This is a genomic window from Serratia sp. TSA_105.2 (assembly GCF_052692115.1).
This window is the reverse complement of record NZ_JBQZFT010000007.1, coordinates 94,696-111,701: the sequence shown is the minus strand read 5'-3', so window position 1 is coordinate 111,701 and position 17,006 is coordinate 94,696. Positions and strand designations below refer to the sequence as shown.

Genomic DNA, 17,006 nt, shown 5'->3' with positions numbered 1-17,006 from the left:
CAAAATCCGACAAAACTGCTACAGAATCGTCAGGGGCGCAGCATGCTGCGCCCCTTTTGCATTACATCACCAGACGGCGAATGTCGGACAACATGTTGTTGATGATGGTGATGAAGCGCGCACCATCGGCACCGTCGATAACGCGGTGGTCGAAGGACAGCGACATCGGCATCATCAGGCGCGGCATGAACTCTTTACCGTTCCAGACCGGCTCCATCGCAGACTTGGAGACGCCCAGGATAGCCACTTCCGGCGCGTTGACGATCGGCGCGAAGTGAGTCGTCCCGATGCCACCCAGGCTGGAGATGGTGAAGCAGCCGCCCTGCATCTCGCCCGCGGTCAGCTTGCCGTCGCGCGCTTTCTTGGAGATGGCCATCAGTTCGCGAGACAGCTCGGTGATGCTCTTCTTGTTCACGTCCTTGAACACCGGAACCACCAGGCCGTTCGGGGTATCTACCGCCACGCCGATGTTGATGTATTTCTTCAGCGTCAGCTTCTGACCGTCTTCGGACAGCGAGCTGTTGAAGCGCGGCATCTGCTCCAGAGCGGCAGCAACGGCTTTCATGATGAACACGACAGGCGTGAACTTCACGTCCAGCTTGCGCTTGGCCGCTTCTTCGTTCTGCTGTTTGCGGAACGCTTCCAGATCGGTGATGTCGGTTTTGTCGAAGTGAGTCACATGCGGGATCATCACCCAGTTGCGGCTCAGGTTCGCGCCAGAGATCTTCTGGATGCGGCCCATTTCGACTTCTTCGATCTCGCCGAACTTGCTGAAGTCCACTTTCGGCCATGGCAGCATGCCTGGCAGACCGCCGCCGGCAGCCGCCGGAGCCGCTTCAGCGCGTTTCACCGCGTCTTTCACGTAAGCCTGAACGTCTTCGCGCAGGATGCGGCCTTTACGACCGGTGCCTTTCACTTTCGCCAGGTTAACGCCGAATTCACGCGCCAGACGACGAATGACCGGGGTCGCGTGCACGTATGCCGCGTTCTCGGCGAACTCGCCTTTGTCGTCAGCTTTCGCAGCCGGTGCGGCGGCTTTAGCGGCGGCCGGCGCCGGCGCAGCTTCCGCTTTAGCGGCTGGAGCGGCGGCAGCGGCAGGCGCAGCGCCTTCCACTTCGAACACCATGATCAGGGAGCCGGTTTTCACTTTGTCGCCGGTCGCGATCTTGATCTCTTTAACGGTACCCGCGAACGGTGCCGGCACTTCCATGGAGGCCTTGTCGCCTTCCACGGTGATCAGAGACTGCTCGGCGGCAACCTTGTCGCCCACCTTAACCATCACTTCGGTCACTTCGACTTCGTCGCCGCCGATATCCGGCACAGCGACGTCTTTGGCCGCAGAGGCCGCTGGTGCTGCAGCGGCGGCAGGGGCTTGCGCCGCAGCCGGGGCCGCAGCGGAAGCGGCGCCGGCCACTTCGAACACCATGATCAGGGAACCGGTTTTCACTTTGTCGCCGGTCGCGATCTTGATCTCTTTCACGGTGCCCGCGAACGGCGCAGGGACTTCCATGGAAGCCTTGTCGCCTTCCACGGTGATCAGGGACTGCTCGGCTTCCACCTTGTCGCCCACCTTCACCAGGATCTCGGTCACTTCGACTTCGTCAGCGCCGATGTCCGGCACGGCAACGTCTTTGGCCGCAGCGGCGGCCGGGGCAGTTGCTGCCGCCGCCGGTTTTTCTTCCGCTTTCGCCGCCGGTGCAGCTTCCGCTGCGCCTGCCGCTTCGAAGATCATGATCAGTTTGCCGGTTTCGGTTTTATCGCCGACCGCCACTTTGATCTCTTTCACCACGCCCGCCTGCGGGGAGGGCACTTCCATGGAGGCCTTGTCGCCTTCCACGGTGATCAGCGATTGTTCCGCTTCAACTTTATCGCCGACCTTCACCAGAATCTCGGTGATTTCGACTTCATCTGCACCGATATCCGGTACGTTGATTTCGATAGACATTATTCAGTACCTCTTAGGCCAGACGCGGGTTAACTTTTTCCGGGTTGATGTCGAATTTCTTGATTGCGTCGGCAACCACAGAAGCTTCGATCTCACCGCGTTTAGCCAGTTCACCCAGAGCAGCAACCACCACGTAGGATGCATCGACTTCGAAGTGGTGACGCAGGTTTTCGCGGCTGTCCGAACGACCGAAGCCGTCGGTGCCCAGTACGCGATAATCGCTGGCCGGCACATAAGTACGAACCTGTTCGGCGAACAGTTTCATGTAGTCGGTAGACGCTACCGCCGGCGCGTCGCTCATCACCTGAGCGATGTAAGGCACGCGCGGCGTTTCGGTTGGGTGCAGCATGTTCCAGCGCTCGCAGTCCTGGCCGTCGCGCGCCAGTTCGGTGAACGAGGTCACGCTGTAGGTGTCGGAACCCACGCCGTAGTCCTTCGCCAGGATCTGCGCAGCTTCGCGCACGTGGCGCAGGATGGCGCCGGAGCCCAGCAGCTGTACCTTGCCTTTGCTGCCTTCCAGCGTTTCCAGCTTGTAGATACCCTTGCGGATACCTTCTTCCGCACCCTGCGGCATCGCAGGCATGTGGTAGTTTTCGTTCAGCGTGGTCAGGTAGTAGTACACGTTTTCCGGGTTGTCGCCATACATGCGCACCAGACCGTCGTGCATGATGACCGCCACTTCGTACGCGTAAGCCGGATCGTAAGAGATACAGTTAGGGATGGTCAGAGACTGAATGTGGCTGTGGCCATCTTCGTGCTGCAGACCTTCGCCGTTCAGGGTAGTACGGCCCGAGGTCCCGCCGATCAGGAAGCCGCGCGCCTGCTGGTCGCCCGCTGCCCAGCACAGGTCGCCGATACGTTGGAAACCGAACATCGAGTAGTAGATGTAGAACGGAATCATCGGCAGATCGTTGGTGCTGTAGGAAGTCGCTGCTGCCAGCCAGGAAGAGGCTGCGCCCAGTTCGTTGATGCCTTCCTGCAGGATTTGGCCTTTCTCGTCTTCTTTGTAGTAAGCCACCTGCTCACGGTCCTGCGGAGTGTACTGCTGGCCGTTCGGGCTGTAGATACCGATCTGACGGAACAGACCTTCCATACCGAAGGTACGCGCTTCGTCGGCGATGATTGGCACCAGGCGATCTTTGATCGACTTGTTCTTCAGCATCACGTTCAGGGCACGCACGAAGGCGATAGTGGTGGAGATCTCTTTGTTCTGCTCTTCCAGCAGCGAGCTGAAATCTTCCAGCGCCGGCATTTCCAGCTTCTGGGTGAACTCCGGCAGACGCGTCGGCACGTAGCCTTTCAGCGCCTGGCGACGTTCGTGCAGGTATTTGTACTCTTCGGACTCTTTGTCGAAGGTGATGTACGGCAGTTTTTCGATGTCAGCATCGGCAACCGGCACGTTGAAACGATCGCGGAAGTGGTGAACCCCTTCCATGTTCATTTTCTTCACCTGGTGAGCGATGTTTTTACCTTCCGCGGTTTCACCCATGCCGTAACCTTTGATGGTGTGGGCCAGGATAACGGTCGGTTTGCCTTTGGTGTCCTGCGCTTTTTTCAGTGCAGCGAAGATTTTCTTCGGATCGTGACCACCACGGTTCAGCGCCCAGATTTCGTCGTCGGTCATGTCTTTGACCAGCGCCGCGGTTTCCGGGTAACGGCCGAAGAAGTGCTCGCGCACGTAAGCGCCGTCTTTGGATTTGAAGGTCTGGTAGTCGCCGTCCAGGGTCTCGTTCATCAGTTGAACCAGTTTACCGCTGGTGTCTTTACGCAGCAGTTCGTCCCAACGGCCGCCCCAGATCACTTTCAGCACCTGCCAGCCTGCGCCGGAGAAGATGCCTTCCAGTTCGTTGATGATCTTGCCGTTGCCGGTAACCGGGCCGTCCAGGCGCTGCAGGTTGCAGTTGATGACGAACACCAGGTTGTCCAGCTTCTCGCGGGTCGCGATGGTGATGGCGCCTTTGGATTCCGGCTCATCCATCTCGCCGTCGCCCAGGAAGGCGTAAACGGTCTGCTCAGAGGTGTCTTTCAGGCCGCGGTGTTCCAGGTATTTCAGGAACTTCGCCTGATAGATGGCGCTGATTGGGCCCAGGCCCATGGATACGGTCGGGAACTGCCAGAATTCCGGCATCAGCTTAGGATGCGGGTAAGAGGACAGGCCATTGCCGTGCACTTCCTGACGGAAGTTGTTCATTTGTTCTTCGGTCAGGCGGCCTTCAAGGAAGGCACGCGCGTAAACGCCCGGAGAGATGTGGCCCTGGAAGTACACCAGGTCGCCGCCGTCTTTCTCGTTGCGTGCGCGGAAGAAGTGGTTAAAGCAGACTTCATAGAAGGTCGCGGAAGACTGGAAGGAAGCCATGTGGCCGCCCAGCTCCAGGTCTTTTTTGGATGCGCGCAGAACGGTCATGACCGCGTTCCAACGGATCGCAGAGCGAATGCGGCGTTCCAGATCCAGGTTGCCTGGGTAGGCCGGTTCGTCTTCTACCGCGATGGTGTTGACGTAGTTGTGCGCTGCAGCACCGGCCGCAACGTTAACGCCGCCTTTGCGGGCTTCTCCCAATACCTGATCAATCAGAAACTGAGCTCGCTCAACACCCTCTTCACGGATGACCGATTCGATCGCCTGCAGCCAGTCGCGGGTTTCGATCGGATCCACGTCATTGTTTAAACGTTCTGACATGGTGGTATTCCTTATCTGTCTAATGGTTTGTTTGGAGCCTGTCTTCCTGTGTTCTGTGCAAAAACACACGAAGACAGGCCCATCAGTTTAGTTGCCGCTTAAGTACTTAACTAAGTACCTCGAACTTAACCCCCGCAGGCTGGTGTACCCTGAAGAGGACAGCTCTTAATCCTTGCGTTGCTGGAGACGCCGTAGCGATCTCTCGCGCCGAGTATGCTCCCGGCTGAGATCCAGCAAGATTTCCTCGATAAACGCCAAGTGGCGATGCGAGGCTTCACGGGCCTTTTCCGGCTCGCGTGCCACAATCGCCTCAAAAATCCCGGCGCGGTGGCTGCTCACTTTTGCCAACATCTCACGGCGCGAGTAGAGCAATTCAAAGTTCTGACGCACGTTCTGTTCCAGCATCGGCCCCATGCAGCGTAGCAGGTGAAGTAACACAACGTTGTGGGCAGCTTCGGTCACGGCGATTTGATACTGCATGACCGCATCGGCTTCGGCGTCGAGATCGCCGCTGTCTTGAGCCTGTTGAATCACGATATGGCAGTCGCGGATGCGCGCCAGATCTTCATCGGTGCCGCGCAGCGCCGCGTAATAGGCGGCAATGCCTTCCAGCGCGTGACGGGTTTCCAACAGATCGAACTGTGATTCGGGATGGTCGGCCAGCAGCTCGGCCAGCGGATCGCTGAAGCTCTGCCACAGATTAGTTTGCACGAAGGTGCCGCCGCCCTGACGGCGCAGGAGCAGCCCTTTCGCTTCCAGGCGCTGAATGGCCTCTCTCAGAGAAGGACGGGAGACATCAAATTGTTTCGCCAGCTCGCGCTCCGGAGGCAGTTTTTCGCCTGGGCGCAGTGTCCCCTCGAGGATCAGGTATTCGAGCTGTTGCTCGATAACATCTGACAACTTGGGTTGGCGGATTTTGCTGTAGGCCATGAGTGAATTCTTCTCTGCGAATGGCGCGGAGTCAATTGGTAATACCAATTTCAAAAACGTGACGGTAAAGTAACAAAGTATTCACCTCCTGTCCATACGGGCCTTGATCGAAATCAGGTTACCCGCACATTTTAACACCCCGCTGAAAACCCCGCTGCAAACCGGTAACGCCGTGATGGTATTACCATTTACGCGCCGGGTTTGGGATTTAACTTTTACCAAACCTTACGCAAGGCAGAGTGCAAACTTTTTGCCCGAGTTTTATTGCATGGTTATGACGCTTTGATGAATGACTATTTGGCGAGCAGTGCAACGGGAGTTCGTTCATTATTTGAACGCACGCCGCCGTTCAGATCTACGTTATTTTTGCGCATTATGTGATTTGTTGCTTATTTCATGCACTGAATCCCCCCTGCCGTCACACAACCCGCATTTTGTTTCCTAAACTGCTGCAATCTTAATCACTCACACGACAAAGCAGGTGCAAACCGACGCGCATAACATTATTCTCTGCCAAACGGTAGCGGCGCCGTTGAATTAATAGCTATAACGCCGTAAATAAAAAAACACACATCGTAACCACTGCTTTACAGGCATGTGGGCATTCACAACGACAGAGGGTTAGATTGATGGATGGTCAACAGCATGGTGACCAGCTGAAACGCGGCCTGAAAAACCGCCATATTCAGCTCATCGCCTTAGGTGGCGCAATCGGCACCGGGTTATTTCTCGGTATCGCTCAAACAATAAAAATGGCCGGCCCGTCGGTTATTCTCGGCTACGCCATCGGTGGCTTCATCGCGTTTCTGATCATGCGCCAGCTGGGTGAAATGGTGGTGGAAGAGCCGGTCGCCGGTTCCTTCAGCCACTTTGCCTACAAATACTGGGGCAATTTTGCCGGCTTCGCTTCCGGCTGGAACTACTGGGTGCTGTATGTCCTGGTGGCGATGGCGGAGCTGACCGCGGTCGGCATCTATGTGCAGTATTGGTGGCCGGAGATCCCCACCTGGGTCTCCGCCGCGGTGTTCTTCCTGGCGATCAACGCCATCAACCTGGCCAACGTTAAAGTTTACGGCGAGATGGAGTTCTGGTTCGCCATCATCAAAGTGGTGGCGATTATCGGCATGATCGTGTTCGGCGCCTACCTGCTGTTCAGCGGCATGGGCGGCCCGGAGGCCACCGTCACCAACCTGTGGGCGCAGGGCGGGTTCTTCCCCAACGGCGTCATGGGGCTGGTAATGGCGATGGCGGTGATCATGTTCTCCTTCGGCGGCCTCGAGCTGGTCGGCATCACCGCCGCCGAAGCCGACAACCCGCAAAAAAGCATTCCGAAAGCCACCAATCAGGTAATCTACCGCATCCTGATCTTCTATATCGGTTCACTGGCCATTCTGTTGTCGCTGTACCCGTGGGGCAAAGTGGTCGAAGGCGGCAGCCCGTTCGTGCTGATCTTCCACGCGCTGAACAGCAACCTGGTGGCGACCGTGCTGAACATCGTGGTGCTCACCGCCGCGCTGTCGGTGTACAACAGCTGCGTCTACTGCAACAGCCGCATGCTGTACGGCCTGGCGCAGCAGGGCAACGGCCCGAAAAGCCTGCTGAAGGTCGACGGCCGCGGCGTGCCGGTAGTGGCCATCGGTATCTCCGCCCTCGCCACCGCGCTGTGCGTGCTGATTAACTACCTGATCCCAGGCCGTGCCTTCGAACTGCTGATGGCGTTGGTGGTGTCGGCGCTGGTGATCAACTGGGCGATGATCAGCCTGGCGCACCTGAAGTTCCGCGCCGCCAAAAATCGCGAAGGCGTGGTGCCGAAGTTCAAAGCGTTCTGGTATCCGTTCAGCAACTACCTGTGCCTGCTGTTCATGGCCGGCATCCTGGTGATCATGTACCTGACGCCGGGCATTCAAATCTCGGTGCTGCTGATCCCGGTGTGGGTGGCGATCCTGGCCGTCGGTTACGCCATCAAACAGCGCAGCCAACGCGTAGACGGCGTCACCAGCCGTTGAACCCAGTGACCGCGCAATAAAATGGCCCGCAGATGCGGGCCATTTTTTTCGCCTGAACGCCGCTTACTTGCGCAGCGCTTTCACCTGCTCGGCGGTGATGTCCGCCGGCAAGCCGCCCCAGGTCACGCGCAGGTAATTCACCAGCTCCGCCACTTCGGCATCGCTCAGCCGCTCACCGAAGCCCGGCATGCTCTGCATGCTTTCATCGTTCGGGAACTGCTGAGCCGGCAGGCCGTCCAGCACCGACACGATCAGGTTCTTGCCGTCCGCCTGGCGCAGCGTGGCGTTATCGCGCATCGCCGGTGCCACGTGCGGTTTGCCCTCGCCTTCACGCGCGTGACAGCCGGCGCACTGATCCAGATAGGCCATACGCCCGGCATCGCTGCCCTGGCCCATTTTCACCGGCACCGCCGCCGGCGGCTGCTCGCCCATCAGATACAGCGCCAGCGCCTGATGGTCTTCCGGCGTCAAATGACGGGTGCTGAGATCCACCACCATGTGCATCTCGCTGAAGGCGGAACCCTGCGGCGCGAGGCCGGTGCTGAGGAAGCGGCTGACGTCCTGCGGCGTCCAGCCGCGCTGCGCCAGACCGTGCGGCGTAATGTCCGGCGCCATGAAGCGGCCGAGATCGCCGCCCTGCATCGGCTTGGCGAGATCCATCTGCCCCAGCGCGCCGCGCGGCGTGTGGCATTCGCCACAGTGCCCCAGCACGTCGGCCAGATAGCGGCCGCGCTGCCATTGCGGCGAACTGCCCTGCGAACTGGCCGGCAGCGGATCCTGGCTGCGGAACAGCAGGTTCCAGCCGATCAGCGCCATGCGCTGGTTGAACGGGAACGGCATCTCGTTGGCCGGAATGGCCACGTCCACCGCCGGGCGCGTCATCAGGTAAACGTAGATGTCGTCGGCATCCTGACGCGACATGCCCTTGTACGAGGTGTAAGGCATCGCCGGGTACAGGTGTCGCCCGCCCGGCGCCACGCCCTGCGTCAGCGCCAGGAAGAAGTCGTCCTTGGTCCAGCGCCCGATGCCGTGGTCGGCCGACGGCGTCAGATTGCTGCCGTAAATCGTGCCGAACGGCGTTTCCAGCGGATAGCCGCCGGCCAACGGCGCCCCGCCGCTGGCGGTATGACAGGCGGCGCAGTCGGCGGCCTGCGCCAGATAGCGGCCGCGGGCGATCTGTTCGGCGCCGGCGGTCACCTGCTGCACCGGGCCGTCGTAACGGCGGTTTTCCCGCCACCACAGCAGCGCAATCACCACGATCGCCACCAGCAAAATCAATACTGCGAGACGTTTTTTCATTGCGCCGTCTCCTTCAGCAGGCCCGGCGTTTTCAGCACCACGTCGCGCACCGCTTCGTAGTAGCGCACATAGCCGGTACAGCGGCAGATGTGGCTGTCCAGCGCCTGCTCGATGGCGCTTTCCAGCTGCTCGCGAGCGATAGGCTCACGCTTGAGCTTTTCCACGAAAATGGTGGCGGCGTTGACGAAGCCCGGCGTGCAGTAGCCGCACTGGAAGCTGTAGTGCTCCAGAAACGCCTGCTGGATCGGCGACAGTTCAACCACCTCGCCCTGCTCGTCCACCTTGGCGTGGCCTTCGACGGTACGCACTTTCTTGCCGTTGAAGAAATGTGCACCGGTGATGCAGGTGCGCACCTCTTCGCTGGTGCCGCTCGGGTGATCGACGATCGCCACGCAGGCGTGGCAAATGCCCTGCCCGCAGCCGAGGCGCGAACCGGTCAGGTCAAGGTACTCGTGCAGGAAATCGATCATCATCAAGCCTTCCGGCACCTCGATCGGGCCGTACGGTTTCTCGTTGATGGTCAGGGAGATCGGCTGGGTTTTAATGCTCATTGTAATACCTCACGAATATTTTCTGCACGAACGGGCAAATCACGGAAACGGTGGCCGGTGGCGTCGGCGATGGCGTTGACCAGCGCGGCCACGATCGGGATCATCACCACCTCCGCCATGCCTTTCGGCGGATCGGTTTCCGACAGCGCCGGCAGGATGTCGCCGCTCTGTTTCCACACCGCCACGTCGCTGGCGCGCGGCAGGTGGTAACGGTTGAAGTTCCAGGTACCGTTGCCCGGGCCGTCTTCGTACAGCGGTAAATATTCGTGCAGCGCATGGCCGATACCCATCGCCAGCCCGCCCTGCAGCTGGCCGGAAACCAGTTCCGGCACGATCAGGTTGCCGCACTCCATGATCGAATGGTGATTCAGTAATTCCACCTGGCCGGTGGCGATATCCACCGCCACTTCCGCCAGCGTGCCGACGGCGCTGTAGTAGGTCACCGCCGCATTGTTGCGCTGGGTTGGCGGGTAGTAGACCTGCCCACGCGCCAGCGGTGTGAATTCGCCGCCGGCATTGCGCAGCGCCATGCCGTCGATCGGCAGGCGTTCGCTTTTGCCGTTCATCGTGAAATCGGCCTCCGCCCACTGCCAGCGGTTGAAGACGTGTACCGCCGCGCCGGTGACGCCGCCCATCTGATAAGCCGTCTTGGCCAGCAGCTCAAGGCTCAGCACCGACATGCCCGCCGCCGTCAGGCCGCCTTCGACCCAACGCGCATCTTCACGCCGCACCACCAGCGGCGCCGCCTGGCCGCCGCCGATACCGGCCTGCCACAGCGCCATCGCCGCCGGCCACAGGCCGTGATCGAAGATCAGGCGCGCCGCTTCGCGGGTGCTGTGCGAGAAATAATAGGCCGAGTTGCTGGCGCTGGATGGCGAACAGTAGCTCGGCGTCCAGTTAGGGTTGGTTTGCAGCTTGTCCTGCTCCTCTTGCGACATCAGGTAAGGATCGCCGCTGGTGACCATCGGCAGCACCGACCAGTCGGTGACCGAGAAATGCGCTTCGTCGGCCGGTTTGCCCAGCCACTGCGCGCACAGCACCGACTGCGAGGTCGACATGCCAGTGCCCATCTCCGCGCCGCTGTGATGCAGCGTGATGCGGCCGTCTTCGCTCAGCGCCACCCGGGCGAACGAGGTTTCCGCCCCGGTGCCGAAGTCTTTTTGCACGCAGCCGAAGCCAACGCCATAGCGCTTGCCGGGATGGCGGCCCTCAAACTCGGCCTTGCGTTCGGCGCGCTTGAGCCACATCTCATGCTTCGCCGCCTTCTCCAGCACCTCATCGGCGCGGATCGCACCGGCAGGGATCGCCCCCTGGGTATTTTTCATGCCGGATTTCAACACGTTGCGCAGGCGGAATTCGATCGGGTCGATCTTCAGTTCGGCGGCCAGCTCGTCCACCATCATCTCGGTGGCGGCCATGCTCTGCAGCGTGCCGTAACCGCGCGCCGAGCCGGCATCGATGGCGCGCGAGGCCAGCCCGACCGACGACAGATCGCTTTTCGGGAAGTAGTAAATCGACTGGGCGGCGGTCGCGCCGACCATCACTACCGAAGGGGTAAAGTTGCTGCGGCCGCCGCCGTCCGCGGTCATGTCGCCGAGGAACGACTGCATAACGCCGGTCTGGCGATTCACCGCGATGCGGTAATTCATATCGAACGCGTGGCGCTTCAGCGCCGTCTGGAACTGCTCGAAGCGGTCATTGGCCAGGCGCACCGGGTGGCCATCGCCGTACATCGCCGCCACCGCGCCGTAATACGGGAAGTTGTAGTGATCTTTCGAACCGTAGCCCACGGTGTAACACGGGTGCAGGATCAGCTGTTTCACCGGCGGGTTGCGCTTGGCCAGCATGCGCGGCATCTCGTCGGCCACTTCCTGCGGCGACTGGGTCGGCACCACCAGATGCAGCGTTTGTGTCTCGGCGTCGAACCAGCCGTTGGCGTTGTCCGGCTCCAGCGCCGAGGTGTCGATCGACTGCGTGGTGTAGCGGCGCGACATCACCAGCCAATCGGCCGGCGGATTGGCCATCTCGTCGGCGATCAGGCCCGCATAGCGCATGCCTTCCTGATCCAGCTTGCCGCCCTCGCGTCCTTCCGGCCACACCGGCAGGTGTTTTTTCATCGATACCGGGAAGATTGGCGTGTCCTTCAGGCTGGAGAAGCGATCGTCGTCGAACGGCTGATCGCCCCCCACCCGCACATAGCGGAAGCTGCCCCAGGGATCGCGCTCCAGCGGGCCGGTGACCGCGCCGTATTTGATGGTTTCTTCGCGGAATTTCAGCTTGTCCTTGGCGAAGCGGAACCGCGCGAAGTCGTGATAGATCAGGATCGCCACCGCCTGGCCGAGGTAGGCCGGGGTTTTGCCGCTCGGCAGCAGCATGTCGTCACCGTAGAACGCCGGGAAGGCCAGGCCGTCGCGCGCCAGATCTTCCGCCGTCACCAGGCGATCCGGCTGCAGGTCATCCCCCAACAGCGACAGATCGACCCCCTCGAACAGCCGGTCGGCTTTGGTGACGCGCAGAATGAAGGCGTGCGCCTGTTTCTGCGGCCAGTGCGGCATGTCCACCGCGCGAATATCGCGCGCGAACACTTTCTGCCCCATGACCTTGGCGCGGCCGTCGATGCGGAAACGGACGCGTTTGGTCTGCGGATCCCAGTTGGGTGACTGGAGGATTTTTTGCTCGAACAGCGCGGCGTAGGCGCGGCTGTACAGGGGCGCGAGATACACAGACACCCCCGCAATCACGGCGCTTTTGATAAAGCGGCGCCGCGACGGGTTGAAATTGCTCATAAATAAGTCCTTCACGTCTTTCTTGTAATTGGTTTTTGTTCGCGGTGTTGTTGCGCAAACGCTGACGACCTTGCCGTAGACGTCATAAGCATATGCTTATAACTAAAATTATGTGATGATTAACAGACTGTTTTCAACAAAAAAACATTTGCAAAACACAGGTAGTTTGTAGGCTAATAAATAATTTGCGCAAACGCGGACTTCAACCATGACCACAGGCATTGTCATTACCGCCGCCGGACGCGGGGAGCGCTTTATTCAGGCCGGCGGCCAGGGCAATAAATTGAACGCCGGATTTGCCGATGCGGCGGGCGAGCGGCGATCGCTGTTCGAACACACCCTGCGCCAGGCATTGGCCTCCGGCCTGCCGGTACAGGTGGTGACCCGGCCGGATAATCTGCCGGTGCTGGCAGCCTGCGCCGCCAATCAGGTGCCGGTCACCCTACTCGCCAGTTCGGGCCTCGGCGACTCGATCGCCGCGGGCGTTGCGGCCACGCCGCACTGGCAGGGTTGGCTGATCCACCTGGCCGATATGCCGTTCGTCGGCGCCGAGGTTTTCCGGCAGGTGGCGGATGCCTTACGGCAGCACGCGATCGTGCGCCCCTGCTATGCGCAACAGCCCGGCCATCCGGTCGGCTTTTCCGCCCTATTGCGCAAACCACTTTGCCAACTGCGCGGCGATAATGGCGCGCGTGAACTGCTGCAAGGCGCGGCAGTGCACCTGCTGCCGCTTGAGCACCCCGGTGTCGTGCAGGATATTGATCTTCCATCGCAACTCCCGGCCAGCGAGTAAATTCACCTATGCAACATCTTGATGTCACCGTGGTCAGCCAGGCGATAAGCTGGCTGCAGCAACAGCCGGTCTGGTTATGCACCGTGCTCAGTACCTACGGCTCTTCGCCGCGGTCGCCGGGCGCGCTGATGGCGGCGACCCGCGACGGCCGCTACAGCGGTTCGCTGTCGGGCGGCTGCGTGGAGGAGGATTTTTTGCGCCGCGTGGCCGCCGGGGAGTACCAGGCGGCCAGCCAGGTGATCCGTTACGGCGAAGGCGGCATGACGCCCAACGTGGCGCTGCCCTGCGGCGGCGTGCTGGACGTGCTGATCGAATACCTGCCGGCGGGTGAAGACAGCATCGCTTACCTGCAACGCATCGCCGGCGCGCTGGAAGGGCATCACGCGTTGATCAAACGCCTGACGCTACCCCACGCCTGCCACAGCCTCGAGCAGAGCCACTTCACCAGCGCCACGCAGGTCGAACGCCGGCTCGAGCAGATCACCCTGCACATCGCGGCCGCGCCGCGCCTGCTGATCGCCGGGCTGTCCAGCGTGGCGCTGTACTGCGCCGATTTCGCCGTGGCGCTGGGGTTTGAGGTGCTGGTGTGCGAGAACCGCCCGGAGGTGCTGGATAACTTTGCCGCCGAGCTGAAACCGGGCGTGACGTTGCTGCGCCAGTTTCCGGCCAAATTCATCGAAGAGGGGGGGTGCCACGCCAATACCGCCGTCGTGGCGCTGACCCACGATCCGCGCATGGACGACCTGACGCTGATGGAAGCGATCCACACACCGGCGTTTTACATCGGGGCCATGGGATCGCTCAGAAACAGCGCGCGGCGGCGCCAGCGTTTGCAGCTGATTGCCGAATTCACCCCGCAGGAGCTGGAACGCATCCATGCGCCGATCGGCCTACCGCTGGGCAGCAAAACCCCGGCGGAGATCGCCCTGGCGGTGATGGCGGCGATCGTGCAGCAAAAAAACCGGCTGCCGGCCGCCGACGGGATCAATGCAGCGGCACCACCGGCACCAGATGCTGCAGCTCCAGATGCAGCTCCTCTTTCCCGCTCAGCGAATAGCTGAACACCGTAATGTCCGGCCCGTCACCGCGGGCCAGCCCCATTTCGGGCAACACCTGCGTATAGATCTGAATGATGTGGTCGTTGAGCGCCACCGGCTTGCCGGAATAGCGAAAACGGCAAAACTCGCCGTGGATCTCCGGCAGTGGCTCCAGCACCACGCCTTCGCGCAGCGGGTATTCCGTCGTCACGCCCAGGGTATAATCGACCCTGACCCGTTCGCCGTCCGGCACCAGCTGGGTAAACGAATAGGTTTGCGTCGGGCGCTCGCCCAACAAGGTGTAGAACTGCCCCCGCAGCGCGCTGCGCTGTGGCAGGTGCGACTTGTCCAGCTTCTCGATATCCAGGTGATAAGCGTACTGTTTGCCGTGAAAGGCATATTGCCCGCGGGCGATGCTGACGCGTTCAACCTGAATATCGCCGGGCTGACTGGCCGCCAGCGAACGCACCAGATTGCTGAAGTCCTGCTTGCGGGCATGGCGATACACGCTGGGCGATTCGGCGAAGTGTTTCTTGAAACAGCGCGAGAACGTCTGCTGGTTATCGAATTGGTATTCGACCGAGATATCGAGAATGCTCTTCTGCGTGAAACGCAAGGCGAAGGCGGCGAGGTAGAGGCGGCGAGCGCGGATGTACGAGGCTAACGACAACCCGGTCTGCTTCTTGAACATGCGCTGCAGGTACCATTTCGTATAGCCTGACTTGGCGGAAACGATATCCAACGACAGCGGATTGGTCAGGTTATCTTCAATCCAGACCAGCAATTCCTTGATATGACTTTCCTGCGTACCCATGTGCTTGCCGAACCTTCTGTTGCCGATATTCCATTAGTCGAATTTTAGTGCTATCCGCGTAGGGTATACAGGTTAAAACTCGACGTCCAGCAAGCTACAGGACTTTACACACTCCCCTTCACCGCCCGCAGGCGGCGAAGGGGGCCGCGCTTATTTCAGGCAGCTGGAGCACTGGCCGGCCTGGATCTTCTGGAAGAAGTCATTGCCTTTGTCATCCACCAGGATAAACGCCGGGAAATCTTCCACTTCGATTTTCCAGATCGCTTCCATGCCCAGCTCAGGGTACTCCACGCACTCCAGGCTCTTGATGCTCTGCTGCGCCAGCACCGCCGCCGGGCCGCCGATGCTGCCGAGATAGAAGCCGCCGTGCTTGTGGCAGGCATCCGTCACCTGCTGGCTGCGGTTGCCTTTCGCCAGCATGATCATGCTGCCGCCGTGGGATTGCAGCAGATCGACGTAAGAGTCCATACGCCCGGCGGTGGTTGGCCCCAACGAACCGGACGCGTAGCCCTCCGGCGTTTTGGCCGGGCCGGCGTAGTAGATCGGGTGATCCTTGACGTACTGCGGCAGGCCTTCACCGCGATCCAGACGCTCTTTCAGCTTGGCGTGCGCGATATCGCGGCCGACGATGATGGTGCCGCTCAGCGACAGGCGGGTGGAAACCGGGTACTGCGACAGCTGTTTAAGGATCTCGGCCATCGGGCGATTGAGATCGACTTTGATCGCCTCGCCTTCCCCGGCCTGACGCAGTTCCTGAGGAATGAATTTACCCGGATTGTGCTCCAGTTTTTCCAGCCAGATGCCGTCGCGGTTGATCTTGCCTTTGATGTTGCGGTCCGCCGAGCAGGAGACGCCCATGCCGACCGGGCAGGACGCGCCGTGGCGCGGCAGGCGCACCACGCGGATATCGTGCGCGAAGTATTTGCCGCCGAACTGCGCGCCCAGACCCAGGTTCTGCGCTTCTTGCAGCAGTTCCGCTTCGAGTTCCAGATCGCGGAACGCCTGGCCATGCTCGTTGCCTTCGGTCGGCAGGCCATCGTAATACTTGGTCGAGGCCAGCTTGACGGTTTTCAGCGTCGCTTCCGCCGAGGTGCCGCCGATGACGAACGCCACGTGGTACGGCGGGCAAGCCGCGGTGCCCAACGTGCGCATCTTGTCGACCAGGTAGTTTTTCAGTTTGCCCGGCGACAGCAGCGCCTTGGTTTCCTGATACAGATAGGTTTTGTTGGCGGAACCGCCGCCCTTGGCGATGCACAGGAACTTGTACTCTTCGCCGTCCACGCTGTAGAGATCGATCTGCGCCGGCAGGTTGCTGCCGGTATTGACCTCTTTATACATATCCAGTGCGGCGTTCTGCGAATAGCGCAGGTTCTCTTCGATGTAGGTGTTGTACACCCCGCGCGACAACGCCGCTTCATCGCCGCCGCCGGTCCAGACGCGCTGGCCCTTTTTGCCGACGATGATCGCCGTGCCGGTGTCCTGGCAGGTCGGTAAAATACCCTTGGCGGCGATTTCTGAGTTACGCAGAAATTGCAGCGCAACGTACTTGTCGTTTTCGCTGGCGTCCGGATCGTCGAGGATATCGGCCACCTGCTGCTGGTGCGCCGGGCGCAGCATGAACGAGGCGTCGTGGAACGCATGCTGGGCAAGCAGGGTTAACGCTTCAGGGGCAACTTTCAGAATTTCCTGGCCTTCAAATTCGCTCACGGAAACGTGGTCGCGGCTCAGCAGGTAGTATTCGGTATCGTCTTTCTTCAGCGGGAACGGATCTTGATAGTGGAACGGTTTATTCGACATTGATCTCTCACTTGCAACATCAGCTGCGTTAAATTCACACTTGCGGCGCACGGCTCGGCGCCTTGTCAAAAAACTGCCTCCACCTTACGTATTTTTAATCAGTCAGTTATTGCGCCAAATCGCAAAATAACCGCTCTTTGCGTAAGGGATTACCACAGGCGGCGTTTCAACCTTGCTCGGTGAGAACTGCGGGTACAGGCTCATCATGCACGCTTTATTATCCCGCAGTTAACACATTGATTACAATCCATCGGCGGCGATCGTCTTATCAATGTGGCGAAAAACCGGCGCGCAGCGCCAAGAAAGCGTCGGATGCGGATTTAGGCCGGGGCATATTGTCAGCCGCCGCGCCATTGCTTAAGCTAGGCCGC

11 protein-coding genes are annotated in these 17,006 nt (G+C 60.3%); 3 read left to right on the top strand and 8 right to left on the bottom strand.

The genetic code is table 11. The features are described from left to right. Nucleotides 1–61: 61 nt before the first annotated feature. The 3 genes from aceF to pdhR form a co-directional block, all read right to left on the bottom strand. On the bottom strand, nucleotides 62–1,945 hold the full coding sequence (aceF, locus tag ACUTSC_RS19300; protein ID WP_197767451.1) for a pyruvate dehydrogenase complex dihydrolipoyllysine-residue acetyltransferase: 1,884 nt from the start codon (nucleotides 1,943–1,945) through the stop codon (nucleotides 62–64). Between the two features lie 13 nt (nucleotides 1,946–1,958). Beyond that, nucleotides 1,959–4,622: a pyruvate dehydrogenase (acetyl-transferring), homodimeric type gene (gene aceE, locus ACUTSC_RS19295; protein WP_197767452.1), complete on the bottom strand. Its 2,664-nt coding sequence runs from the start codon at nucleotides 4,620–4,622 to the stop codon at nucleotides 1,959–1,961. A 165-nt stretch (nucleotides 4,623–4,787) separates the two neighbouring features. After that, nucleotides 4,788–5,552: a pyruvate dehydrogenase complex transcriptional repressor PdhR gene (gene pdhR, locus ACUTSC_RS19290; protein ID WP_004937490.1), complete on the bottom strand. Its 765-nt coding sequence runs from the start codon at nucleotides 5,550–5,552 to the stop codon at nucleotides 4,788–4,790. A gap of 629 nt (nucleotides 5,553–6,181) precedes the next feature. Here pdhR and ACUTSC_RS19285 point away from each other — a divergent pair. Then, a complete protein-coding gene (locus ACUTSC_RS19285) occupies nucleotides 6,182–7,558 on the top strand; it encodes an amino acid permease (RefSeq protein WP_048234660.1) in 1,377 nt (458 codons plus the stop codon). Nucleotides 7,559–7,621: 63 nt separating this feature from the next. On the opposite strand, the gene ACUTSC_RS19280 is transcribed toward ACUTSC_RS19285, so the two are convergent. Genes ACUTSC_RS19280 through ACUTSC_RS19270 form a run of 3 tightly spaced genes read right to left on the bottom strand, consistent with a single transcriptional unit; the run spans nucleotide 7,622 to nucleotide 12,194 of the window. Further along, nucleotides 7,622–8,857, bottom strand: a complete 1,236-nt coding sequence (locus ACUTSC_RS19280) for a cytochrome c (protein WP_162419986.1) — start codon at nucleotides 8,855–8,857, stop codon at nucleotides 7,622–7,624. After that, a complete protein-coding gene (locus tag ACUTSC_RS19275) occupies nucleotides 8,854–9,408 on the bottom strand; it encodes a (2Fe-2S)-binding protein (protein WP_130017607.1) in 555 nt (184 codons plus the stop codon). Before ACUTSC_RS19275 ends, ACUTSC_RS19280 begins: the two co-directional genes overlap by 4 nt. Further along, nucleotides 9,405–12,194 carry a xanthine dehydrogenase family protein molybdopterin-binding subunit gene (locus ACUTSC_RS19270; protein WP_445653501.1) on the bottom strand — a complete coding sequence of 930 codons (2,790 nt, stop codon included), beginning with the start codon at nucleotides 12,192–12,194 and terminating at the stop codon, nucleotides 9,405–9,407. The genes ACUTSC_RS19275 and ACUTSC_RS19270 overlap by 4 nt, the downstream gene beginning before the upstream one ends. Before the next feature lie 208 nt (nucleotides 12,195–12,402). Between ACUTSC_RS19270 and ACUTSC_RS19265 the strand changes: the two genes are divergently transcribed. After that, nucleotides 12,403–12,987, top strand: coding sequence for a nucleotidyltransferase family protein (locus tag ACUTSC_RS19265; RefSeq protein ID WP_197767454.1), 585 nt, complete (start codon nucleotides 12,403–12,405; stop codon nucleotides 12,985–12,987). An 8-nt stretch (nucleotides 12,988–12,995) separates the two neighbouring features. Beyond that, complete coding sequence (locus ACUTSC_RS19260; protein WP_445653500.1) at nucleotides 12,996–14,048, top strand: XdhC family protein; 1,053 nt, start codon at nucleotides 12,996–12,998, stop codon at nucleotides 14,046–14,048. Here ACUTSC_RS19260 and ACUTSC_RS19255 read toward each other — a convergent pair. Together ACUTSC_RS19255 and fumA are read right to left on the bottom strand one after the other, a co-directional pair. Continuing rightward, nucleotides 13,972–14,838: a helix-turn-helix domain-containing protein gene (locus tag ACUTSC_RS19255; RefSeq protein ID WP_084827149.1), complete on the bottom strand. Its 867-nt coding sequence runs from the start codon at nucleotides 14,836–14,838 to the stop codon at nucleotides 13,972–13,974. The two genes, ACUTSC_RS19260 and ACUTSC_RS19255, sit on opposite strands and share 77 nt — an antisense overlap. A 150-nt stretch (nucleotides 14,839–14,988) precedes the next feature. Continuing rightward, nucleotides 14,989–16,635, bottom strand: coding sequence for a class I fumarate hydratase FumA (fumA, locus tag ACUTSC_RS19250; RefSeq protein WP_033635936.1), 1,647 nt, complete (start codon nucleotides 16,633–16,635; stop codon nucleotides 14,989–14,991). Nucleotides 16,636–17,006 lie beyond the last annotated feature (371 nt).

Bases quoted from the DNA above. Each gene is read 5' to 3' on its own strand.
- aceF (WP_197767451.1), bottom strand. From the start codon at position 1,945: ATGTCTATCGAAATCAACGTACCGGATATCGGTGCAGATGAAGTCGAA.
- ACUTSC_RS19255 (WP_084827149.1), bottom strand. From the start codon at position 14,838: ATGGGTACGCAGGAAAGTCATATCAAGGAATTGCTGGTCTGGATTGAA.
- ACUTSC_RS19270 (WP_445653501.1), bottom strand. From the start codon at position 12,194: ATGAGCAATTTCAACCCGTCGCGGCGCCGCTTTATCAAAAGCGCCGTG.
- fumA (WP_033635936.1), bottom strand. From the start codon at position 16,635: ATGTCGAATAAACCGTTCCACTATCAAGATCCGTTCCCGCTGAAGAAA.
- ACUTSC_RS19280 (WP_162419986.1), bottom strand. From the start codon at position 8,857: ATGAAAAAACGTCTCGCAGTATTGATTTTGCTGGTGGCGATCGTGGTG.
- ACUTSC_RS19265 (WP_197767454.1), top strand. From the start codon at position 12,403: ATGACCACAGGCATTGTCATTACCGCCGCCGGACGCGGGGAGCGCTTT.
- ACUTSC_RS19285 (WP_048234660.1), top strand. From the start codon at position 6,182: ATGGATGGTCAACAGCATGGTGACCAGCTGAAACGCGGCCTGAAAAAC.
- pdhR (WP_004937490.1), bottom strand. From the start codon at position 5,552: ATGGCCTACAGCAAAATCCGCCAACCCAAGTTGTCAGATGTTATCGAG.
- ACUTSC_RS19275 (WP_130017607.1), bottom strand. From the start codon at position 9,408: ATGAGCATTAAAACCCAGCCGATCTCCCTGACCATCAACGAGAAACCG.
- ACUTSC_RS19260 (WP_445653500.1), top strand. From the start codon at position 12,996: ATGCAACATCTTGATGTCACCGTGGTCAGCCAGGCGATAAGCTGGCTG.
- aceE (WP_197767452.1), bottom strand. From the start codon at position 4,622: ATGTCAGAACGTTTAAACAATGACGTGGATCCGATCGAAACCCGCGAC.